Here is a 16,527-nt window from a genome sequence, read left to right on the forward strand (position 1 = left end):
GAAATGAGCTGGACGCCGGAAAAGATTGAACTGCTGACCTCGCTCTGGAATCAGGGCTGGACCACAGCACGCATCGGTGAAGAACTGGGCGTTGGCAAAAACGCCGTCGTTGGCAAGGCACACCGCCTTGGCCTGCCCAAGCGCCCCTCCCCGATCCAGCGCCGCGCCGAAGAGAGCGAGCCGAAAAAGGCACCGACCCCGAAAGTGCAGAGCAAAGGCATCAGCATCTTTGATCTCGGTGCCGGTATGTGCCGCTGGCCGTTCGGTGATCCGGGCGATGAAGACTTCCATTTCTGCGGCAAGAAATCTGTGCCGAGCAAACCTTACTGCGACGAACATTGCGCAGCCGCCTATCTGAACGGCAAAAACCCGCGCGAAGACGGCCCGCGGAATGTTCCGGGTCGCCCGAATGCGCCGCATATGTCGCACGGTCCCAAAAAGTAACAGTCTGGCTGTCGCTGACCTTAACGGTCTTCGCGCACGCCCAATTAAAAAGCCGCCCTCTTCCGATGGGCGGCTTTTTCTGTTTCGGGTCCAGTCCTATTTCGACTGAAGGACATATTGGGCAAAACCGTTTTCATCCTCGCCGACAAAGCTGATATTGTCGGGTGCGTTCATTGCCGAGGATGCCTTGGGACTGGTGACAAACGTCACCTTGGATGCCTCCCCGATGGGGGCCAGGCTCCAGTTGCCGTCGGCCTTCGGATCGATTTCCTTTTCCTCAAGGATATAGTTCGCCAGAACCGTACGGTTTTCATCGGGTGCTTCGATGATGATGCTTGAACCATCAAGTCCCGGGAAATTGCCCCCGCCGCCAGCACGGTAATTATTGGTCGCAACCACGAATTTCTGATCGTCGGCAACCGGCTTGCCATCATAGGTCAGATTGATGACGCGGTGTGCATCCTTGTTTACCACCTCGCCCGATGCGTTGTATCGGGCCGGTTGGGTTACATCGATCTGGTAATTGACCCCGTCGATAACATCAAAGTTATAGGTCGGGAATGTCTCGTTGATCAGCGGCTGCTCTTCCCGGCTGTTCGGGTCAATCTGATTGAACTGTACGGCCGACATTTCCAACCATTCACGGACCTGCGCACCATCAAGCAGCACCGCCCGCAATGTATTGGGATAGATATAAAGATCGGCAACGTTCTTTAGTGCGATCTTGCCTTCGGGGATGTCGGTGAAATATTCCGGGCCGCCACGGCCACCGGCCTTGAACGGTGCCCCCGCCGACAGGATCGGCATCCCGTCATATTCCGATCCCTTCAGGATACGTTCCAGATACCATTTCTGGGCATTGGTCACGATCTGGATCGACGGATCATCCGCCACCAGTGCAAAGAAACTGTTGATCGGGGCGACCGTCGTACCGACACCTTCGCGCATATAGGCAATGGTTGCCTCGTGCTCTTCTTTAACCGCCTCTATTACCTCCGGGTCGGCATCGACCAGCGGGGTGATATCACGGCCTTCGCGGTGATAAATCGGACGTGCTTCCGAAAAGCTGTCGGTCACCTTCCATTCCCCGGCATCATTGACCGAAAGTGTCAGGTCAATCACGCCAAGGTGGCTGCCCCAAAAGCCCGGCATAACGGCGGCCACACCATTGATCGTGCCTTTGGCAAGGTCGACACCGTCTATATTTGCATAGGCATCGGACGGGAACACCGTATGGGCATGGCCAAACAAGATGGCATCAATGCCGTCAACCTGGCTCAGATAATAGGTGGCGTTTTCTTCCATACCTTCACGTGCCAGTGTCGACAGGCCCGAATGCGGCACCGCAATCACGATGTCCGCGCCCTTTTCGCGCATTTCCGGCACGTATTTTCTGGCCATTTCGACAATGTCCTTGGTCACGACATTGCCTTCCAGATTGGCCTTGTCCCACTGCATGATCTGCGGCGGGACAAACCCGATCACGCCGACCTTGGCCTTGTGCTTTTTGCCGTCGCCATCGGTAAATTCACGATCAAGGATCACATAGGGCTGGAAATACGGTTTGTCATTTTCGGCATCATTATCGCCGTCATCGGCAAAAACATTGGCACTGACATAGGGGAATTTGGCCCCAGAAAGACTTTTGCCCAGGAAATCGAGACCATAGTTGAATTCATGATTGCCGATATTGGCCGCGTCATAACCCAAAAGGTTCATCGCCTTGTAAACCGGATGCACCTCGCCCTCTTTCAGGCCGTGGCGCTTTGCCATGTAATCGCCAAGCGGGTTGCCCTGGATCAGGTCACCATTATCGATCAGGACGACGTTTTCGGCCTCACCGCGCGCGTTTTTCAACAGGGTCGCGACCTTGGCCAGACCAACCGTATCCGACGAACTGTCGCGATAATAATCGTAATTGACCAGATGCGTGTGGATATCGGTGGTTTCCAGAATGCGCAACGATACGGCGCTGTCGGCCAATGCCGTGCCGCTAGCAAGTGCGACCGTCAGCGACAAGACTGATCCCGCAACTGCACGACCAAAAACTGCACGACCGGCCAGACGAAAATATGACATGTGAAAGGGTCCCTGTTGAAGCGATGCTCGTGCCTGACATTATGATTGTTCGTTTGGTCAGGATTTGAAGATTTTGCGAAAATAGCAAGGCAAACACAAATGAAAACGCCCGCAAGATGATCGCGGGCGTTTGACATATTGAAATTCTGCACCAGTTAAGGCGGCTTTTCTATTCTGCCGGGCGCAGCACCGGTTGATCGGACTTGTATCCCATAACCACCTCGTTCCCCGGCTCCGGGTCATCGGGCACATTCAGCGCCAGGACCAGTGACACCAGCGCCATCGCCGCCCCGGCCAGAAACACCGCTGACGGCGAAATCAGCCACAACAACCCGAACGCCACCGGAATGAACACTGCGGCAATATGGTTGATGGTAAAGCTGACACCCGCCGTCGATGAAATGTCGGCCGGGTCGGCGATCTTCTGGAAATAGGTTTTGATCGCAATCGCCATCGCAAAGAACAGATGATCGATGACATAAAGCGCCCCGGCCAGCTTGTCGCTTTCGACAAAGGCATAAGACACAAATACAATGAACAGACCTATATATTCAAATGTCAGGGCCTTGCGTTCGCCCCACTTGCCGATCAGCTTCCCGATCTTGGGGGCCATCACCATATTGATCGCATGGTTCAGAAGGAACAGAAGCGTAATGGTGGCGGCATCATAACCAAACTTCTCGACCATCAGGAACCCGGCAAACACGGTGAAAATCTGGCGGCGTGCCCCGCTCATGAAGGTCAGGGCGTAATAAAGCCAGTACCGTTTACGCAGGATCAGTTTCTTGGTCTGCGGGTGGGCATCGGCAAATTTCGGGAACGCCATCCAGGCAAACAGCGCGGCAATAATCGTCAAGGCCCCGCCAAACAGATAGACATAGCGATATTCGACATCGAGAAGTTCCAGCATCGCCCAGACAATGCCAAACATCACCAGCGACGATAACGATTTCGCCGAAAGCTGTCGGCCCATCACCATCGCGGTGCGGTCCTTTTTCACCCATTGCAACGACAATGCCTGCTGCATGGTTTCAAAATAATGGAACCCGATCGACATCAGGACCGTGGTGCAATAAAGCCCGACAACGGTGGGGAAATAGCCAGAAATCGCCACCCCAATCCCCAACACCAGCAGCGAAATCAGGGCAAAGGTCTGTTCGCGCAGGATGATGAGGACGAAAATCGCGGTGAAGGCCATAAAGCCCGGAATTTCGCGCAACGACTGCAAAATCCCGATCTCGCGACCGGTAAAATCCGCCATCTCGACCGAAAAGTTGTTTAACAACGCCATCCAGGTCGAAAACGACAACGGCATCGCAGCCGCCATGAAAATCAGCAACACTTCCGGGTTGCGCCATCCCTTGTGCGCAACCGCCCCACCCGACAGATCGGGATTGCCCGGCACCTCGATGGGGGCGGCATGGGTGCTTGTTTCCGGTGGTAAATCCTTGGACATGATGTTTCCCCGCACGGAACCGGTGGCAATCGGGGCACGTGCTTTTATCTGTTTGGTTGGAAGGACTTCAAACTAGCGTTGCCGCACACGTCTGTCTTGCGATAATCTGCCATCATATAGCGCAAACAGGACATTCTTATGGATGGATCACGGGATATCCCGAAATATCCGCAACATTCCCGTCCCCGGCCCGATCATCTGCCGCGTCCGGTTTATGTCCGCATGAGCGACCTTCCCGCCGGATACAGCATCGGCGCGCACAGTCACGACTGGCATCAGCTGATTTTTGCCATCGAAGGCACCATGACCGTCACCACCAAAGCTGGCATCTGGGTCGTCCCGCCCCAGCGCGCGGTCTGGGTGCCGCCGGGCGTTGAACATGCCGTCAGTCACGCCACCTTCACCCGTGCGCGCCATATCTATATCGATAAAAATGCCCCGGTCGATTTGCCGGATCGCTGCACGGTGCTGGATGTAAGCCCGCTTCTGCGTGAACTGATCCGGGCCGCAACCGAAATCCCGATTGAATATGACGAAGCCGGGGCTGAGGGGCGGCTGATCCGCGTGCTGCTTGATCAGCTTAAACCACCCAGAGACGATAACCTGCATCTGCCCGCCCCCAAGGACCCGCGCCTGGCGCGCATCTGCGAACAGTTGCAGGCCAATCCGTCTGATAACCGAACCCTTGATAACTGGTCGCGCGATTGCGGTGCATCGTCACGCACGCTGGCCCGCCTGTTTCAACGCGAAACCGGCATGCCGTTTCGCGACTGGCGGCAAAAGCTGCGCCTGCTTTACGCGCTTGAAAAACTGGCCCATCATCGACCGGTCACCGAGGTTGCCCTTGATCTCGGTTATGAAAACACCTCGGCCTTTATCGCGATGTTTCGCAAGGCCACCGGCAAAACGCCGGGTGGGTATTTCCGGTAACGCAGGAGGATAAAATGAGCGAGAAATCATACAAAGGCGGCTGCCAGTGCGGTGCGGTGCGTTATCGTGTCGACAAGCTTGATCTGGATAAATCGATCACCTGCAATTGTTCACGCTGCCAGAAACTCGGATCGGTTCTGGCCTTTACCCCGCGCGATAATTTCGTGCTGAAATCCGGCGGGCAGAACCTGACCGAATATCTTTTCAACGATAAAAAGATCAATCACCAGTTCTGCAAAACCTGCGGCATCCAAAGCTTTGCCTATGGCCAACTGCCCGACGGCAGCAAAATGGCCGCCATCAACGTCAACTGCCTTGACGATGTCGACCCGCGCAGCCTGACCCCGCATCATGTCGATGGCAAAAGTCACTAATTATCCCCTCACAATCATCATTCCTGCGAAGGCATGAATCCAGACGGGTCCGCAGGAACAGCTGGCAAATTGGTGTATCGACGGCGCGCGATCCTCAAAACCGACCACTGAGTTTCGCTCGACCCTGATATGAAAAAATCTCAGTATTTCATACGACTTATTCAGGGTACTGCTTGATAAGCGGGACATCCTTCCCGCCAAATGCAGGGTAATCCCGAAATGGGCAGTGTATGGTCCGGGATCGGCTTGCGGCTTGCCGCCACCGGTCTGTTTGCAGTGATGAGTTTGTTTGTCCGTCTGGCCTCGTTCGAGGCACCGGTCGGCCAAATCATGTTCTGGCGAAGCTCTGTCGCCCTGATCCCTATCGTCCTGTATCTGATGTGGCGACGCCAGTTTCCGCGCGGCCTTCGCACCGCCCGGCCGTTCGGGCATCTTAAACGCAGCACCTTCGGCCTTGTGTCGATGTTCTTTTCGTTCCTATCGCTGGCCTATCTGCCGCTTGCCCTTGCGACGGCTCTTGGCTTCCTCGCCCCGCTTCTCGTCCTGCCGGTCGCGATGATAATGTTGCGTGAAAAGCCCGGCATGGCGGTCTTTACCGCGACCTTTGCCGGTTTTGGCGGGGTGTTCCTGATGCTGTGGCCAACATTCTCGACACCGGGGATCGATACCGGCGTTCTGATCGGCATCGGGGCGGGTCTTGCCATGGCGGTCACCACCGCCTTTGCCAAGGTGCAGATCAAGGCCCTGACCAGCACGGAATCATCGGGCACCATCGCATTTTATTTTGCCGTGATCTGCTCGCTTGGCGGTTTGCTGACCCTGCCGTTCGGCTGGGCCGATCCGTCGCCTGAAATCCTGATGTGGCTGATCGGGGCGGGTCTTACCGGCGGTCTTGCCCATATCTTCATGACCGAGGCACTCGCACGTGCGCCCGCATCCACATTGGCGGCATTCGAATATACCGCAATGATCTGGGCATTGTTGCTGGATGTCACGGTATTTGGCCTGCTGCCCGAACCGGTTTCCCTGTTTGGTGCCTTCCTGATCGTGCTGGCCGCCGCCATCGTGATGTTTGGGGACAAGCTCGGTGTGCCCGTTCCCAAACCCGATATCACAGCCGCCCAAGCACAGGGAAAGCCGGGGGAATAGCCCCCAAAATAGCCCCCGGCCCATTACAAAGCCCGGATCAATCCCGGCTTTCGCGCAATTTGGTCATCGCATGCAGGGCAAGATTGGTGGGGGTTGGAATGCCAAGTTCCGCCCCCTTGCGCACGATATAGCCGTTCAGGAAATCGATCTCGCTGGTTTTGCCCCGCGCCAGATCCTGTGCGGTGGATGAATATTGCCCCGGCATGGTTTCGGCGATCTTTTCAATCGCCCCCCAGACATCGCCGGGTACGGTCACTCCGCATCCCTTGGCGACCGCAAGGCATTCATCAACCGCATTGCGCATGACATCCCAAATGCCTTCGCCCTGAACCAGACGGCCATAGGGCATCTGCGAGATCGCTGATAACGCGTTATAGGCACAGTTCAAAATCATCTTGGCCCAAAGCGCACCTTCGGCATTATCCGAAATCTCGACCGGGATATGCGCCGGGCGCAGCGTTTCGGCAACGGTTGCACTTTGCGCAGACTGCCCGATTACCAGTTCGCCGCGCCCATGATGTTTGACATGCCCCGGCCCTTCCATGCTGGTCGCGACATACACCACTGTCGGGATCACCGGCAATCCAATGACGGCCGATAAACGTTCGGCGTTATCAACCCCGTTCTGAAGACTCATGACAATGGTATCAGGGGCCAGAAACGGCTTGATCTGCGCCCCGGCATCATTGGTATCGGTGGATTTGACACAAAACAGAACCAGACCGGCACCAGAAATTGCTGCCGCGTCGGCGCAGGCATTCATTTCAATATACTGCTGCGTTCCACCAAATTCCAGAAGCAGTCCATCTCGATTGACAGCATCGACATGGGCTGGCCGTCCGATCAGGGTCACATCATGCCCGGCCCGCGCCAGCATCGCCCCGTAATAACAGCCAACAGCCCCTGCCCCCATCACCGCGATTTTCATGTCCGGTATCCTGTCCTGAATGAATGTTCCTGCCGTTACCTTTTCATACCGGCGGGCATTCTGCCAAGCAGGAAGACGGCGTCAGATAATTCCGGCTTCGCGCAATCTGGCAATCTGCGCGTCGCTCAGATCAGCCACCTGACGCAGGATGTCATCGCTATGCTGGCCCAGCATCGGCGGGGCAGTTTCACCGGCAATTGGCGTTTTGGAAAATTTGATCGGATTGGCAACTGTGGGCACCTTGCCCGCGGTTGGATGATCAAGATATCGCACCGTATCGCGATGTTTGACCTGCGGGTTATCAAACACCCGATCCAGCGTATTGATCGGGCCGCATGGCACATTGGCGGTTTCCAGAATGGCGATCCAGTCATCGGTGGTTTTCATCACCATCGCCTGACGGATTTGCGGCACCAGCGTTTCGCGGTTGGCGACCCGGGACCGGTTGGAGGCATATCGTGCGTCATCGGGCAAATGCCCGATCCCGGCAACGTGGCAAAAGCTTCTGAACTGGCTGTCATTGCCGACCGCAAGGATGATGTAACCATCCGCCGTCGGGAACGCTTCGTAGGGCACGATATTGGGATGCGCATTGCCAAGTCGCCCAGGCGCCTTGCCCGTCGTCAGGTAATTCATCGCCTGATTGGCAAGGATCGCGGTCTGAACATCCAGCAGTGCCAGATCGACATGCTGTCCCTCGCCCGTCGCATCACGGTGGCGAAGGGCGGCAAGGATGCCAATCGTCGCATAAAGCCCGGTAAAGATATCGGCAACCGCCACACCAACCTTCATCGGCTGGCCGCCCGGTTCCTGATCGGGTGCGCCGGTGATGCTCATAAGCCCGCCCATGGCCTGGATCATGAAATCATAACCCGGCCGGTCCTTATAGGGGCCATCCTGCCCAAAACCGGTGATCGAACAATAGACGATCTTTGGATTGATTTCCGACAGTGATGCGTAATCCAGCCGGTATTTGGCAAGGCCACCGACCTTGAAATTCTCGATCACCACGTCGCATTCAGCGGCAAGTTTATGCAGGATTTCCTGCCCCTCGGGCTTGGTCATATCAATCGTCAGCGACTTTTTGCCGCGATTGGCCGACAGGTAATAGGCCGCCTCGCTGGTATCGTTACCTGTAACGTCCTTGGCATAGGGCGGCCCCCAGCCACGCGTGTCGTCGCCCGCACCCGGACGTTCGATCTTGATCACCTCGGCCCCCATATCGGCCAGTGTCTGGCTGGCCCAAGGCCCCGCCAAGACACGCGAAAGATCAAGCACACGAAGTCCAGAAAGCGCGCTGGTCATCATTCCATCCCGGGATCGTCGTCAAAAAGGAAAAAGGGCGACGCCAAAGATCGGTGCCGCCCGTAATCGAAGTCCTCAGCCCTCGGCGCTGAACGCCTGAATGCCGGTCTGGGCACGGCCAAGGATCAGGGCATGCACATCATGCGTACCTTCATAGGTATTGACCGCTTCAAGGTTCATCACATGGCGGATGACATGGAATTCATCGGCAATGCCGTTGCCGCCATGCATGTCACGGGCAACACGCGCGATATCAAGCGCCTTGCCGCAGTTATTACGCTTCATCAGGGAAATGGCTTCCGGTGCGGCTTTTTCTGCATCCAGCAAACGGCCCAACTGAAGCGCGCCCTGAAGACCAAGGGTAATTTCGGTCTGCATGTTCGCCAGTTTCAGCTGGATCAGTTGATTGGCGGCCAGCGGACGACCGAACTGTTTGCGATCAAGAGTATATTGACGTGCCGCATGCCAGCAGAATTCAGCAGCCCCCATCGCCCCCCATGCAATGCCGTAACGTGCCTTGTTCAGGCAACCGAACGGCCCGCCAAGGCCCTTGGCATTGGGCAGCATGTTTTCCGCCGGGACAAAGACGTTATCCATCACGATTTCACCGGTGATCGACGCACGCAGCGAAAACTTGCCTTCGATCTTTGGCGCACTCAGGCCCTTCATGCCTTTTTCAAGGATGAAGCCACGAATGACATCTTCGTCATCCTTGCCCCAGACGACAAACACATCGGCGATCGGGCTGTTGGTGATCCACATTTTCGATCCCGACAGGGTGAAACCGCCATCGGCCTTGCGGGCACGCGTTTTCATGCCGCCCGGATCGGACCCGTGGTCCGGCTCGGTCAAACCAAAACAGCCGACCCATTCACCGGTCGCCAGTTTCGGAAGGTATTTCTTGCGCTGTTCTTCGCTGCCATAGGCATAGATCGGATGCATCACAAGCGAGCTTTGCACCGACATTGCCGAACGATAACCGCTATCGACGCGTTCGACTTCGCGCGCGACAAGACCATAGGCGACATGGTTGACACCCGGTCCGCCGTATTCTTCGGGGATGGTCGGGCCAAGCAGGCCAAGTTCGCCCATCTCGGTCATGATTTCGCGATGGAAAATCTCGTGCCGGTTGGCTTCGAGAACGCGGGTCTGAAGGTTTTCCTGACAATAGGCGCGCGCCGCGTCACGGATCATGCGTTCTTCTTCGCTCAGCTGATCTTCAATCAGCAGCGGGTCTTCCCAGTGAAAAGGTGCGCGGCCTGCCATCGTCCTGATCCCTTATGAAATTTTTGAAACCAAAGCAGGGATGACGCCATAGAAGGGCGAGACGGCATCATCCCTGAAAGCTTATCGCTTCTGGGCTAAAGCTAGGGATTGGCAGGCAAGCTTGCAAATGATAAATCGGATATAGTTTATGCGTAAGACTCATAAACTATCGACAACAAGTCCAGATAAAACGCAAATATCGCCATATTTCGAGCAATCAGATCATGAGCCGCCGCATCCCGAGCCTCAAAGCGCTGAGTTGTTTTGAGCAGACCGCCCGCTTTGGCAGCGCATCACGCGCCGCCGAGGAGCTTTACCTGACGCAAAGTGCCGTCAGCCGCCAGATACAGGGGCTTGAAGACTGGCTGGGCTGCAAACTGTTTGCCCGCCAGAAGCAGCGCCTCGTCCTGACAGTCGAAGGCGAAAGTTATTTACAGGCAATCCGCCCCGCACTTGATCAGCTGGAAACCGCCACCCTGACATTCCTGTCTGGCGGGGCCGAGGGCGGGGTTCTGACCATTGCTGCCCCGCCGACTTTCGGGTCACGCTGCCTGATCCCGTTGCTGCCCGATTTTCGCGGCCGCCATCCCGATATCGTAATCAATTTCATTTCACGGATCGGCATTCCCGATTTTGACCGCGAACAGATCGATATTGCGGTGCTGTTTGGCGATGGCAACTGGCCGGGGCTGGATGCGCATTTGCTGCATGGCGAGGAAATGGTCCCGATCTGCAGCCCGAAGCTGATCGAGAATCTCGATTACTCACCAAAACCAAATAATCTTCGTGATTATTCACTTTTACACATAGCCACCCGCCCCCGCGGATGGAGCGACTGGCTGGCCGCGAGTGACCTTACCGATATTGATGGGGAAAACGGTCCGAAGTTCGAACATTTCACCATGGCGATGCAAGCCGCCATAGCAGGCCTTGGGGTGGCGTTGCTGCCGACATTCGCGATTGAGGATGAATTGGCCAATGGCCGGATCGTTGCACCCTTTGGCCCGCCACGCGCAAGCCCGTTTCATTATTACGCGACAAGCCCGGTCGGCCGGTCACGCAATCCGAAAATCCGGGCTTTCATGACCTGGCTTGATCAGCGCAAAAAACAGGAAGAACTGACGGCATAAAAGGCAGCCTCAACTTGCCTTTCTGCCTTCAAGCGCGCGCAGCGCATTCATGCCGCGACGGCGCAGAAGATCGGCTTCTTCGGGGCCATCGATGATTTCAAGCAGCCGGACAATCGCCATCATGTTGCGCTGGGCATTATCCAGTTCGTCGGCATCAAGCCGCCCCATGCCATCCACCCCGGCACGCCCGATCTGGTTGAGCTTTTTCTTGAGTTCTACCACCGCCTTTGTCGCCGAACTTTGCGCGGCCAGAACATGCGAAATGCGCGCGGTTTCGGCAATCGCCTCGGCTGATTGTTCGGCGGCCAGAACCTTTTCCTCGTCAAACGGCTGGGCAAAGATCGGACGCACACCCTGCCGGCCGGACCCCGGGCCCTGCTTGGTTTCGATCTGTGGCAGGGCATCGATGATGCGATCAGGGCTGGCACCAAACATGGTATTGGCCATCGCCTTGGACACCCGACGACGCGTTTCCAGAAGCTTCTCGCCCCAGCGGCCATCCTTGCGGATGTTAAATTCACGCGTGATGCGGGTAAATTCCGACGCATACCAACGCGCAAGCGACAGGATGTGATGTTCGCCCTTGCCCGCACCGACCCCCTGTTCGATCTCGATCACGGTTTCCGCCAGAAGATCGATGATCAGATCACCGGTGGTCGCAAGATTGGTGCTGGAAATCGTTCGGTCATCGGCCTTGCTTGATAGCACGCGGATCAGTTTGAAAAGTTCGCTTGGCCGAAGCAGCCGGGCCAGAACAGCCAAAAGGTAAACCGGCTCGTATCCCGGTTTTTCTTCGGAAATCTCAACAAACCGGTCGCGCAGCCAACTGATATCGGCCGTGCCCAGACTTCTGATCGGGGCCGATGGGAACCGTTTGCGCATCGCAGTGATTTCTTCGCCAACATTCAGGATTTTGCCGATCTGCTCGAATGCGGGAAGATGGCTGCGCGAACCAAGCCGCGTTGCCAATGCGCGTTCGGTCTTGACCCCGTTCAGCGAATTTTCGATTTCCTGCGCAATGCACACCGACGCCAGCTTCCACATCCGGCGTTCTGCCTGCTCAAGCATATCCTGATCACGTTTGGCCGCCGCCTTTTCGATATCGGCAATCGCCTTGGTCATGTCAGGGCCGCCCGTGGCCTCGACCACCTTCCAGATCGGCATCAGGGATGAACGGCTGATACGGATACTTTTCTCGACCGGTGGTGCCGAAGTCAGCAGATCTTCGAAAGGATCGCAGAACTGGCGCATCGGCGTCGGATAGCGTTCAGGCTTCAGCGACGCCAGACGCGGGCGCAGGATTTGCAAAATCTGTTCATGCGGCAGCGGCAGCTTGGGATCGGCGCGGTCACTTTCGATTGCGCGGGTAAAACGGGCAATTTCCGAACTGCTCAGCGATTCAAACAGATCACCAAGCTGGGAAACACCCATATTTGCGGCATTTTCAACCTTCACGCCGACTGCCTCCGGAACCGCTCCAGCCGGTCGACCATGTCGGCGTCAATTTCACCACTGCCCAGTTTGCGCAACTCGGACGCCCACAGCATCTGGTTAACACGGACATCGACCCAGAATTCATATTCAATTTTCTCTAGTGCCTCGATCGGCAGGACCGGCGCAAAACTTGCGATTTCCTCGACAATCTCGCGCTGGCGTACCCGATCATGTTGCGGACGCGACCGCCACAGATCAATCAGCTCCTGCCACCCGTCAAGCACCCACCACAAGCGGTCAATATGCTTTTGCATATCTTCCTTGGCCTTGGCCCAGTCTTGCAGGACCTTGCCCAGTTCATTGTTCCACAAATCAATCTTGCGCAGCAACCGCAAGGCATGGTCCTTTGTGGCGCTGGCGGCATTGATCACGCGGGTCGCCATAAAGCGGAAATCGGATTGTTCGGAAATCGACCATTCCTCGACCTCACCGGCAAGTTTCTGCAAACCGAATGTCAAATGACGCAGCGGCCCTTCGCAACCCTCTATCGCAAGGCCTACCGGCGCGCTCAGGATGCTCCAGTCACCCAGGGTATCGATGATCGAATCATTTTCCAAACCGGTCGATGTCGCAAAACGGTTCAGCGCCTTGCGCGCCCTGATCTGACCATCCATGGTCAGCAGGTCTTCGCGCTTCATGTCCTGAACGTCATTGCCGCCAAGCTGGCGCAGCGCCTGATAGAGCAGCGTCAGTTGCCCCAGTTCACGTGCAGCCTTTTCGTCCTTGTTGCCGGTAATACCGGCACGGGCCAGCGCAACACCGCCAACACCGGTGACCGCCACCGCGCGCGCATGCTCGCGCACCATTTCCGGGGTGAATTTTTCAAGTGTGATCAACCGGTCAAACAGCATCCGGTCATGAACCGACAGATCAAAAACCTCGCGCAGGGTTTCAAGCGGCATTTCATAGGTGCCAAGCCCGCCCGAAAGCCCCGGAAGACTGACAAGCGTGCGACCGCTTTGGCCGATCAATACGCGCGAATAGCGCAAGCTTTTGGTCGTGAATGGTGTCCGTACGCCGCGCGACGCAAAAGATGCGGGCAAACAGGACAAGGCATCGGGCTGCCCTGCACCGATTTTGGGGGAACTACCTGCCCCTTTATTTGCAAGCTGCTGTCTGGTCATTCTCGGCTTTGATCAACCCATCCCGACTAATCTATTCTTCGGTCCATCTGCTTTTGGCCTTTCGCGCTCTCAGCTCACGCCATCAGTACCGCTGCCAAGCTTATACTAACGCGCAGGCCAGTCCACGACAAAGGAACCGGTTTTGCGAACTTGCAGGTTACCGGGACAAGCTGATGAAACCCTTAACGCTTCGGATAGGTCAAACAGGCCGGAAGATCAATGATCAATAACCGCAAAAGTGCAGAAATCCGCCCCAAAACAACTTTTGCCCCCTGCGCCCGGGGTCAGATCGAACATCAAAGTGTTTCCTTCGCCTTTTCCCAGGTATTGACATAAGCCTTCCATTCCGCGCCATCGGGGATGCTTTCATCGATATTGACCATGTCGGCACAGTCGATCATCACCGCCACCTCGTCGGTTTCAACCGGCACCTTGATCATGGTTTTCTGATAGGAACACGGATGCGGACCATGCGGGAAACCGCTGGGGTGGAAGGTTGCCATACCGGGCTTGATATTGCCCCGGCTGTAAAACTCGCCCCGGTGATAGAAGATGAACTCGTCGTAATCCTCGTTCGAATGATAAAACGGCACGCGAAGCGTCCCTGATTCACCTTCGCCAATTTTCGGCACAAAGGTACTGATGGCAAACCGGTTGGCGACAAAGGTGCTGTGTGCCGCGGGCGGCACCGGTTGGCCCGGTTGGCGGTCCTGTCGCAAGTCGCGCCAGTTCAACCTTACGACACTCAGGTCGCCCTGCCAGCCCACCGCATCCAGCGGATTATAGGGATAGGTCAGGGTCGAAATCGCATTGCGACGCTTGATGTGAATTTCCCAATAGGCTTCGTCCTGCTGGGCACGGAATTTGTCATCAAGTCGCGGCACTTCGAAACTGGTCGGGTTGATCGACGGATGACCTGCCGACTGGGTGTCGTTTGGCAGGCCAAAGGCATCGTTGGTGGCCTCGATAAACAGGAATTCGGACGGATCGGTTGCCTCGAAACGCCAGGCCGTGCCGCGTGGCAGCAGGATGTAATCCCCATCACGATACGGCATGTGGCCGTAATCGCAATAAAGCGCGCCGCTGCCATTGTGAACAAAAGCCAGCGTATCACCATCGGCATTGCGCGCCAGCGCATGCATTTTGCCATCAAGCCGCCAATAGCGGACTTCCATCACGGCATTATGTACAATACGGCGCGCCTGCAACGGGCAATCCGGCCCGGCGGCCAACTTGTTCAGATCGAACGCCCGCGGTCGAAGCGGCCCTTCGAAAGAGGCCCAGCCTGCCGGTGGGTGTTTATGATAAATGTGGGCTGATGGCCCAAGGAACCCGTTACGCCCTATTTCGCGTTCATGAACGGTAACGGATGGGGAATTTGTTGAACCTGCGGCATTCTTGGACGCTGCAACGCAATTGCCTTCGCTGTTCGGAAGACGAATCCAGTTCTTCACCTGACACCTCCCGGCCGGATCGGCCATATAAAAGGGCTTGTCGGATTTGCCCGTTATATAAGGATATGTGCAGACCCGGAGGTCATTTCAAGGCGTGCAGGAAATTGCAAAAATACAACTTTTAGCTGCACCCGCGACAAGGAAGCCGTCAGGACGAAAATCGGCCGAAATCGGCAATGGACGCCCGCATGACCAAGGCACTAAACTTCCCGCTCCCTGATTGACTGGAGAAACCTATGGATAAAATCACCGGTGGCTGCCTATGCGGCAAAGTCCGGCTTGTGGCAACGGGAAAACCGTACCGGGTTGGCCTGTGTCATTGCCTTGATTGCCGGAAACACCATGGCACGCTTTTTCACGCGTCGGCGGTTTATCCAAAGAACGCGGTAACGGTCGAAGGCGACGTGCGTGATTATCAGGGGCGCTATTTCTGCCCGACCTGCGGATCATCGGTTTTCGGCCATAGCGGGGACGAGATCGAGGTGAATATCGGGTCGCTCGACGCGCCCGATCAGTTAAAGCCCACCTACGAGCTTTGGACCATCCGCCGCGAGGGGTGGCTGCCGGAATTTCCGCTTGCGAAACACTATGAGCGGGACCGGGAAGGCACGGATCGTTCGGAGGAATAGGGGAACAGAAATGGTGCGCCCGACAGGATTCGAACCTGTGGCCCCCAGATTAGGAATCTGGTGCTCTATCCTGCTGAGCTACGGGCGCACTTTATCGGCAAGAGGCATTCAATTAGCAGCTTCGATAGCTGCGATCAATCCGCCAGCGCCGCAAATATGTCGTACCATGGCCAGAAAAGCAAAAAGCCCCGCAAAATGCAGGGCTTGAAGCGGCATTCCGGAACGTCGGATCACTCAAAGATCGCGTCGATCGGAATGGCATAGGTCAGAGACAGGATTTCCGTGCCCGGGTTTTCGTCGCCGATGCTGGCGTTCGAAATGTGGGCGATACCGAGGCTCAGACGTTCGCGGCTGTCAAAGCGGAAGCCGAGCTCAAGACCGGAACGGAATTCGATCCAGTGACCGAGGTCTTCGCCGTCACCCTGATGGTAGGCACCAACCGAGGTATAAATGCTGGAAACGAAGTGATCGCCCCACAGCACATCCATCGCCAGACCGCCATAACCGTGTGCTGCCTTGTCGCTGGTGACCATCACGCCGGTGATCGGACGCAGAACGCCAAACATCGCGTGCTGGAAACGGTAATCAAGACGGAATTCAGCGGCTTCTTCATCCTGCGTGATATCGACCATACCGGTCGAGAATTCCAGCAGGCCGCTGTCATTGTTATTGCCAAGAAACTGCTGTGCGTTTGCCGCACCTGCAAATCCTGCGACCAAAAGCAGGGCCAGGATTTTCCCCAAAACCAACCGCATTAACCTAAGT

At 56.3% G+C, this 16,527-nt stretch carries 15 protein-coding genes and 1 tRNA gene; 6 read left to right on the forward strand and 10 right to left on the reverse strand.

All coding sequences use genetic code 11. The features are described from left to right. Window positions 1-3: 3 nt before the first annotated feature. Window positions 4-444, forward strand: a complete 441-nt coding sequence (locus TH3_RS17220) for a GcrA family cell cycle regulator (protein WP_007090171.1) — start codon at window positions 4-6, stop codon at window positions 442-444. Between the two features lie 96 nt (window positions 445-540). On the opposite strand, the gene TH3_RS17225 is transcribed toward TH3_RS17220, so the two are convergent. Both TH3_RS17225 and TH3_RS17230 read right to left on the reverse strand, forming a co-directional pair. Beyond that, entirely contained in the window at window positions 541-2,523 is a 1,983-nt protein-coding gene (locus TH3_RS17225; RefSeq protein WP_007090172.1) for a bifunctional 2',3'-cyclic-nucleotide 2'-phosphodiesterase/3'-nucleotidase, read from the reverse strand. Between the two features lie 169 nt (window positions 2,524-2,692). Next, entirely contained in the window at window positions 2,693-3,979 is a 1,287-nt protein-coding gene (locus tag TH3_RS17230; protein WP_007090173.1) for an MFS transporter, read from the reverse strand. A 138-nt stretch (window positions 3,980-4,117) separates the two neighbouring features. Between TH3_RS17230 and TH3_RS17235 the strand changes: the two genes are divergently transcribed. The 3 genes from TH3_RS17235 to TH3_RS17245 all read left to right on the forward strand — a co-directional run bounded on the left by TH3_RS17235 (window position 4,118) and on the right by TH3_RS17245 (window position 6,432). Continuing rightward, window positions 4,118-4,909, forward strand: a complete 792-nt coding sequence (locus tag TH3_RS17235) for an AraC family transcriptional regulator (RefSeq protein WP_007090174.1) — start codon at window positions 4,118-4,120, stop codon at window positions 4,907-4,909. A 14-nt stretch (window positions 4,910-4,923) separates the two neighbouring features. Next, window positions 4,924-5,283: a GFA family protein gene (locus tag TH3_RS17240; protein WP_007090175.1), complete on the forward strand. Its 360-nt coding sequence runs from the start codon at window positions 4,924-4,926 to the stop codon at window positions 5,281-5,283. A 219-nt stretch (window positions 5,284-5,502) separates the two neighbouring features. Then, entirely contained in the window at window positions 5,503-6,432 is a 930-nt protein-coding gene (locus TH3_RS17245) for a DMT family transporter (RefSeq protein ID WP_083195719.1), read from the forward strand. 37 nt (window positions 6,433-6,469) lie between these two features. Here the strand turns inward: TH3_RS17245 and TH3_RS17250 are convergent, their stop codons facing one another. The 3 genes from TH3_RS17250 to TH3_RS17260 all read right to left on the reverse strand — a co-directional run bounded on the left by TH3_RS17250 (window position 6,470) and on the right by TH3_RS17260 (window position 9,931). Then, the gene (locus tag TH3_RS17250; protein WP_007090177.1) at window positions 6,470-7,360 is read right to left on the reverse strand and encodes a ketopantoate reductase family protein; all 891 of its coding nucleotides are present in this window, start codon (window positions 7,358-7,360) and stop codon (window positions 6,470-6,472) included. 81 nt (window positions 7,361-7,441) lie between these two features. Then, on the reverse strand, window positions 7,442-8,665 hold the full coding sequence (locus tag TH3_RS17255) for a CaiB/BaiF CoA transferase family protein (RefSeq protein ID WP_007090178.1): 1,224 nt from the start codon (window positions 8,663-8,665) through the stop codon (window positions 7,442-7,444). A 75-nt stretch (window positions 8,666-8,740) separates the two neighbouring features. Next, on the reverse strand, window positions 8,741-9,931 hold the full coding sequence (locus tag TH3_RS17260) for an acyl-CoA dehydrogenase (RefSeq protein WP_007090179.1): 1,191 nt from the start codon (window positions 9,929-9,931) through the stop codon (window positions 8,741-8,743). A 224-nt stretch (window positions 9,932-10,155) separates the two neighbouring features. On the opposite strand from TH3_RS17260, the gene gcvA reads away from it, so the two are divergent. After that, window positions 10,156-11,061, forward strand: a complete 906-nt coding sequence (gene gcvA, locus TH3_RS17265; RefSeq protein WP_007090180.1) for a transcriptional regulator GcvA — start codon at window positions 10,156-10,158, stop codon at window positions 11,059-11,061. 9 nt (window positions 11,062-11,070) lie between these two features. On the opposite strand, the gene TH3_RS17270 is transcribed toward gcvA, so the two are convergent. From TH3_RS17270 to TH3_RS17280, 3 genes are all read right to left on the reverse strand, one after another. Beyond that, window positions 11,071-12,516, reverse strand: a complete 1,446-nt coding sequence (locus TH3_RS17270; RefSeq protein WP_007090181.1) for a hypothetical protein — start codon at window positions 12,514-12,516, stop codon at window positions 11,071-11,073. Continuing rightward, the gene (locus TH3_RS17275; RefSeq protein ID WP_007090182.1) at window positions 12,513-13,679 is read right to left on the reverse strand and encodes a hypothetical protein; all 1,167 of its coding nucleotides are present in this window, start codon (window positions 13,677-13,679) and stop codon (window positions 12,513-12,515) included. Before TH3_RS17275 ends, TH3_RS17270 begins: the two co-directional genes overlap by 4 nt. A gap of 296 nt (window positions 13,680-13,975) precedes the next feature. Then, window positions 13,976-15,133, reverse strand: a complete 1,158-nt coding sequence (locus TH3_RS17280; RefSeq protein ID WP_007090183.1) for a homogentisate 1,2-dioxygenase — start codon at window positions 15,131-15,133, stop codon at window positions 13,976-13,978. A 236-nt stretch (window positions 15,134-15,369) separates the two neighbouring features. On the opposite strand from TH3_RS17280, the gene TH3_RS17285 reads away from it, so the two are divergent. Further along, window positions 15,370-15,762: a GFA family protein gene (locus TH3_RS17285; protein ID WP_007090184.1), complete on the forward strand. Its 393-nt coding sequence runs from the start codon at window positions 15,370-15,372 to the stop codon at window positions 15,760-15,762. Window positions 15,763-15,773: 11 nt separating this feature from the next. Here the strand turns inward: TH3_RS17285 and TH3_RS17290 are convergent. Both TH3_RS17290 and TH3_RS17295 read right to left on the reverse strand, forming a co-directional pair. Next, window positions 15,774-15,850, reverse strand: a tRNA-Arg gene (locus TH3_RS17290). Between the two features lie 142 nt (window positions 15,851-15,992). Next, entirely contained in the window at window positions 15,993-16,517 is a 525-nt protein-coding gene (locus TH3_RS17295; protein WP_007090185.1) for an acyloxyacyl hydrolase, read from the reverse strand. Window positions 16,518-16,527: the final 10 nt, after the last annotated feature.

The sequence above is a fragment of the Thalassospira xiamenensis M-5 = DSM 17429 genome (assembly GCF_000300235.2).
GTDB classification, from domain to species: Bacteria; Pseudomonadota; Alphaproteobacteria; order Rhodospirillales; family Thalassospiraceae; genus Thalassospira; species Thalassospira xiamenensis.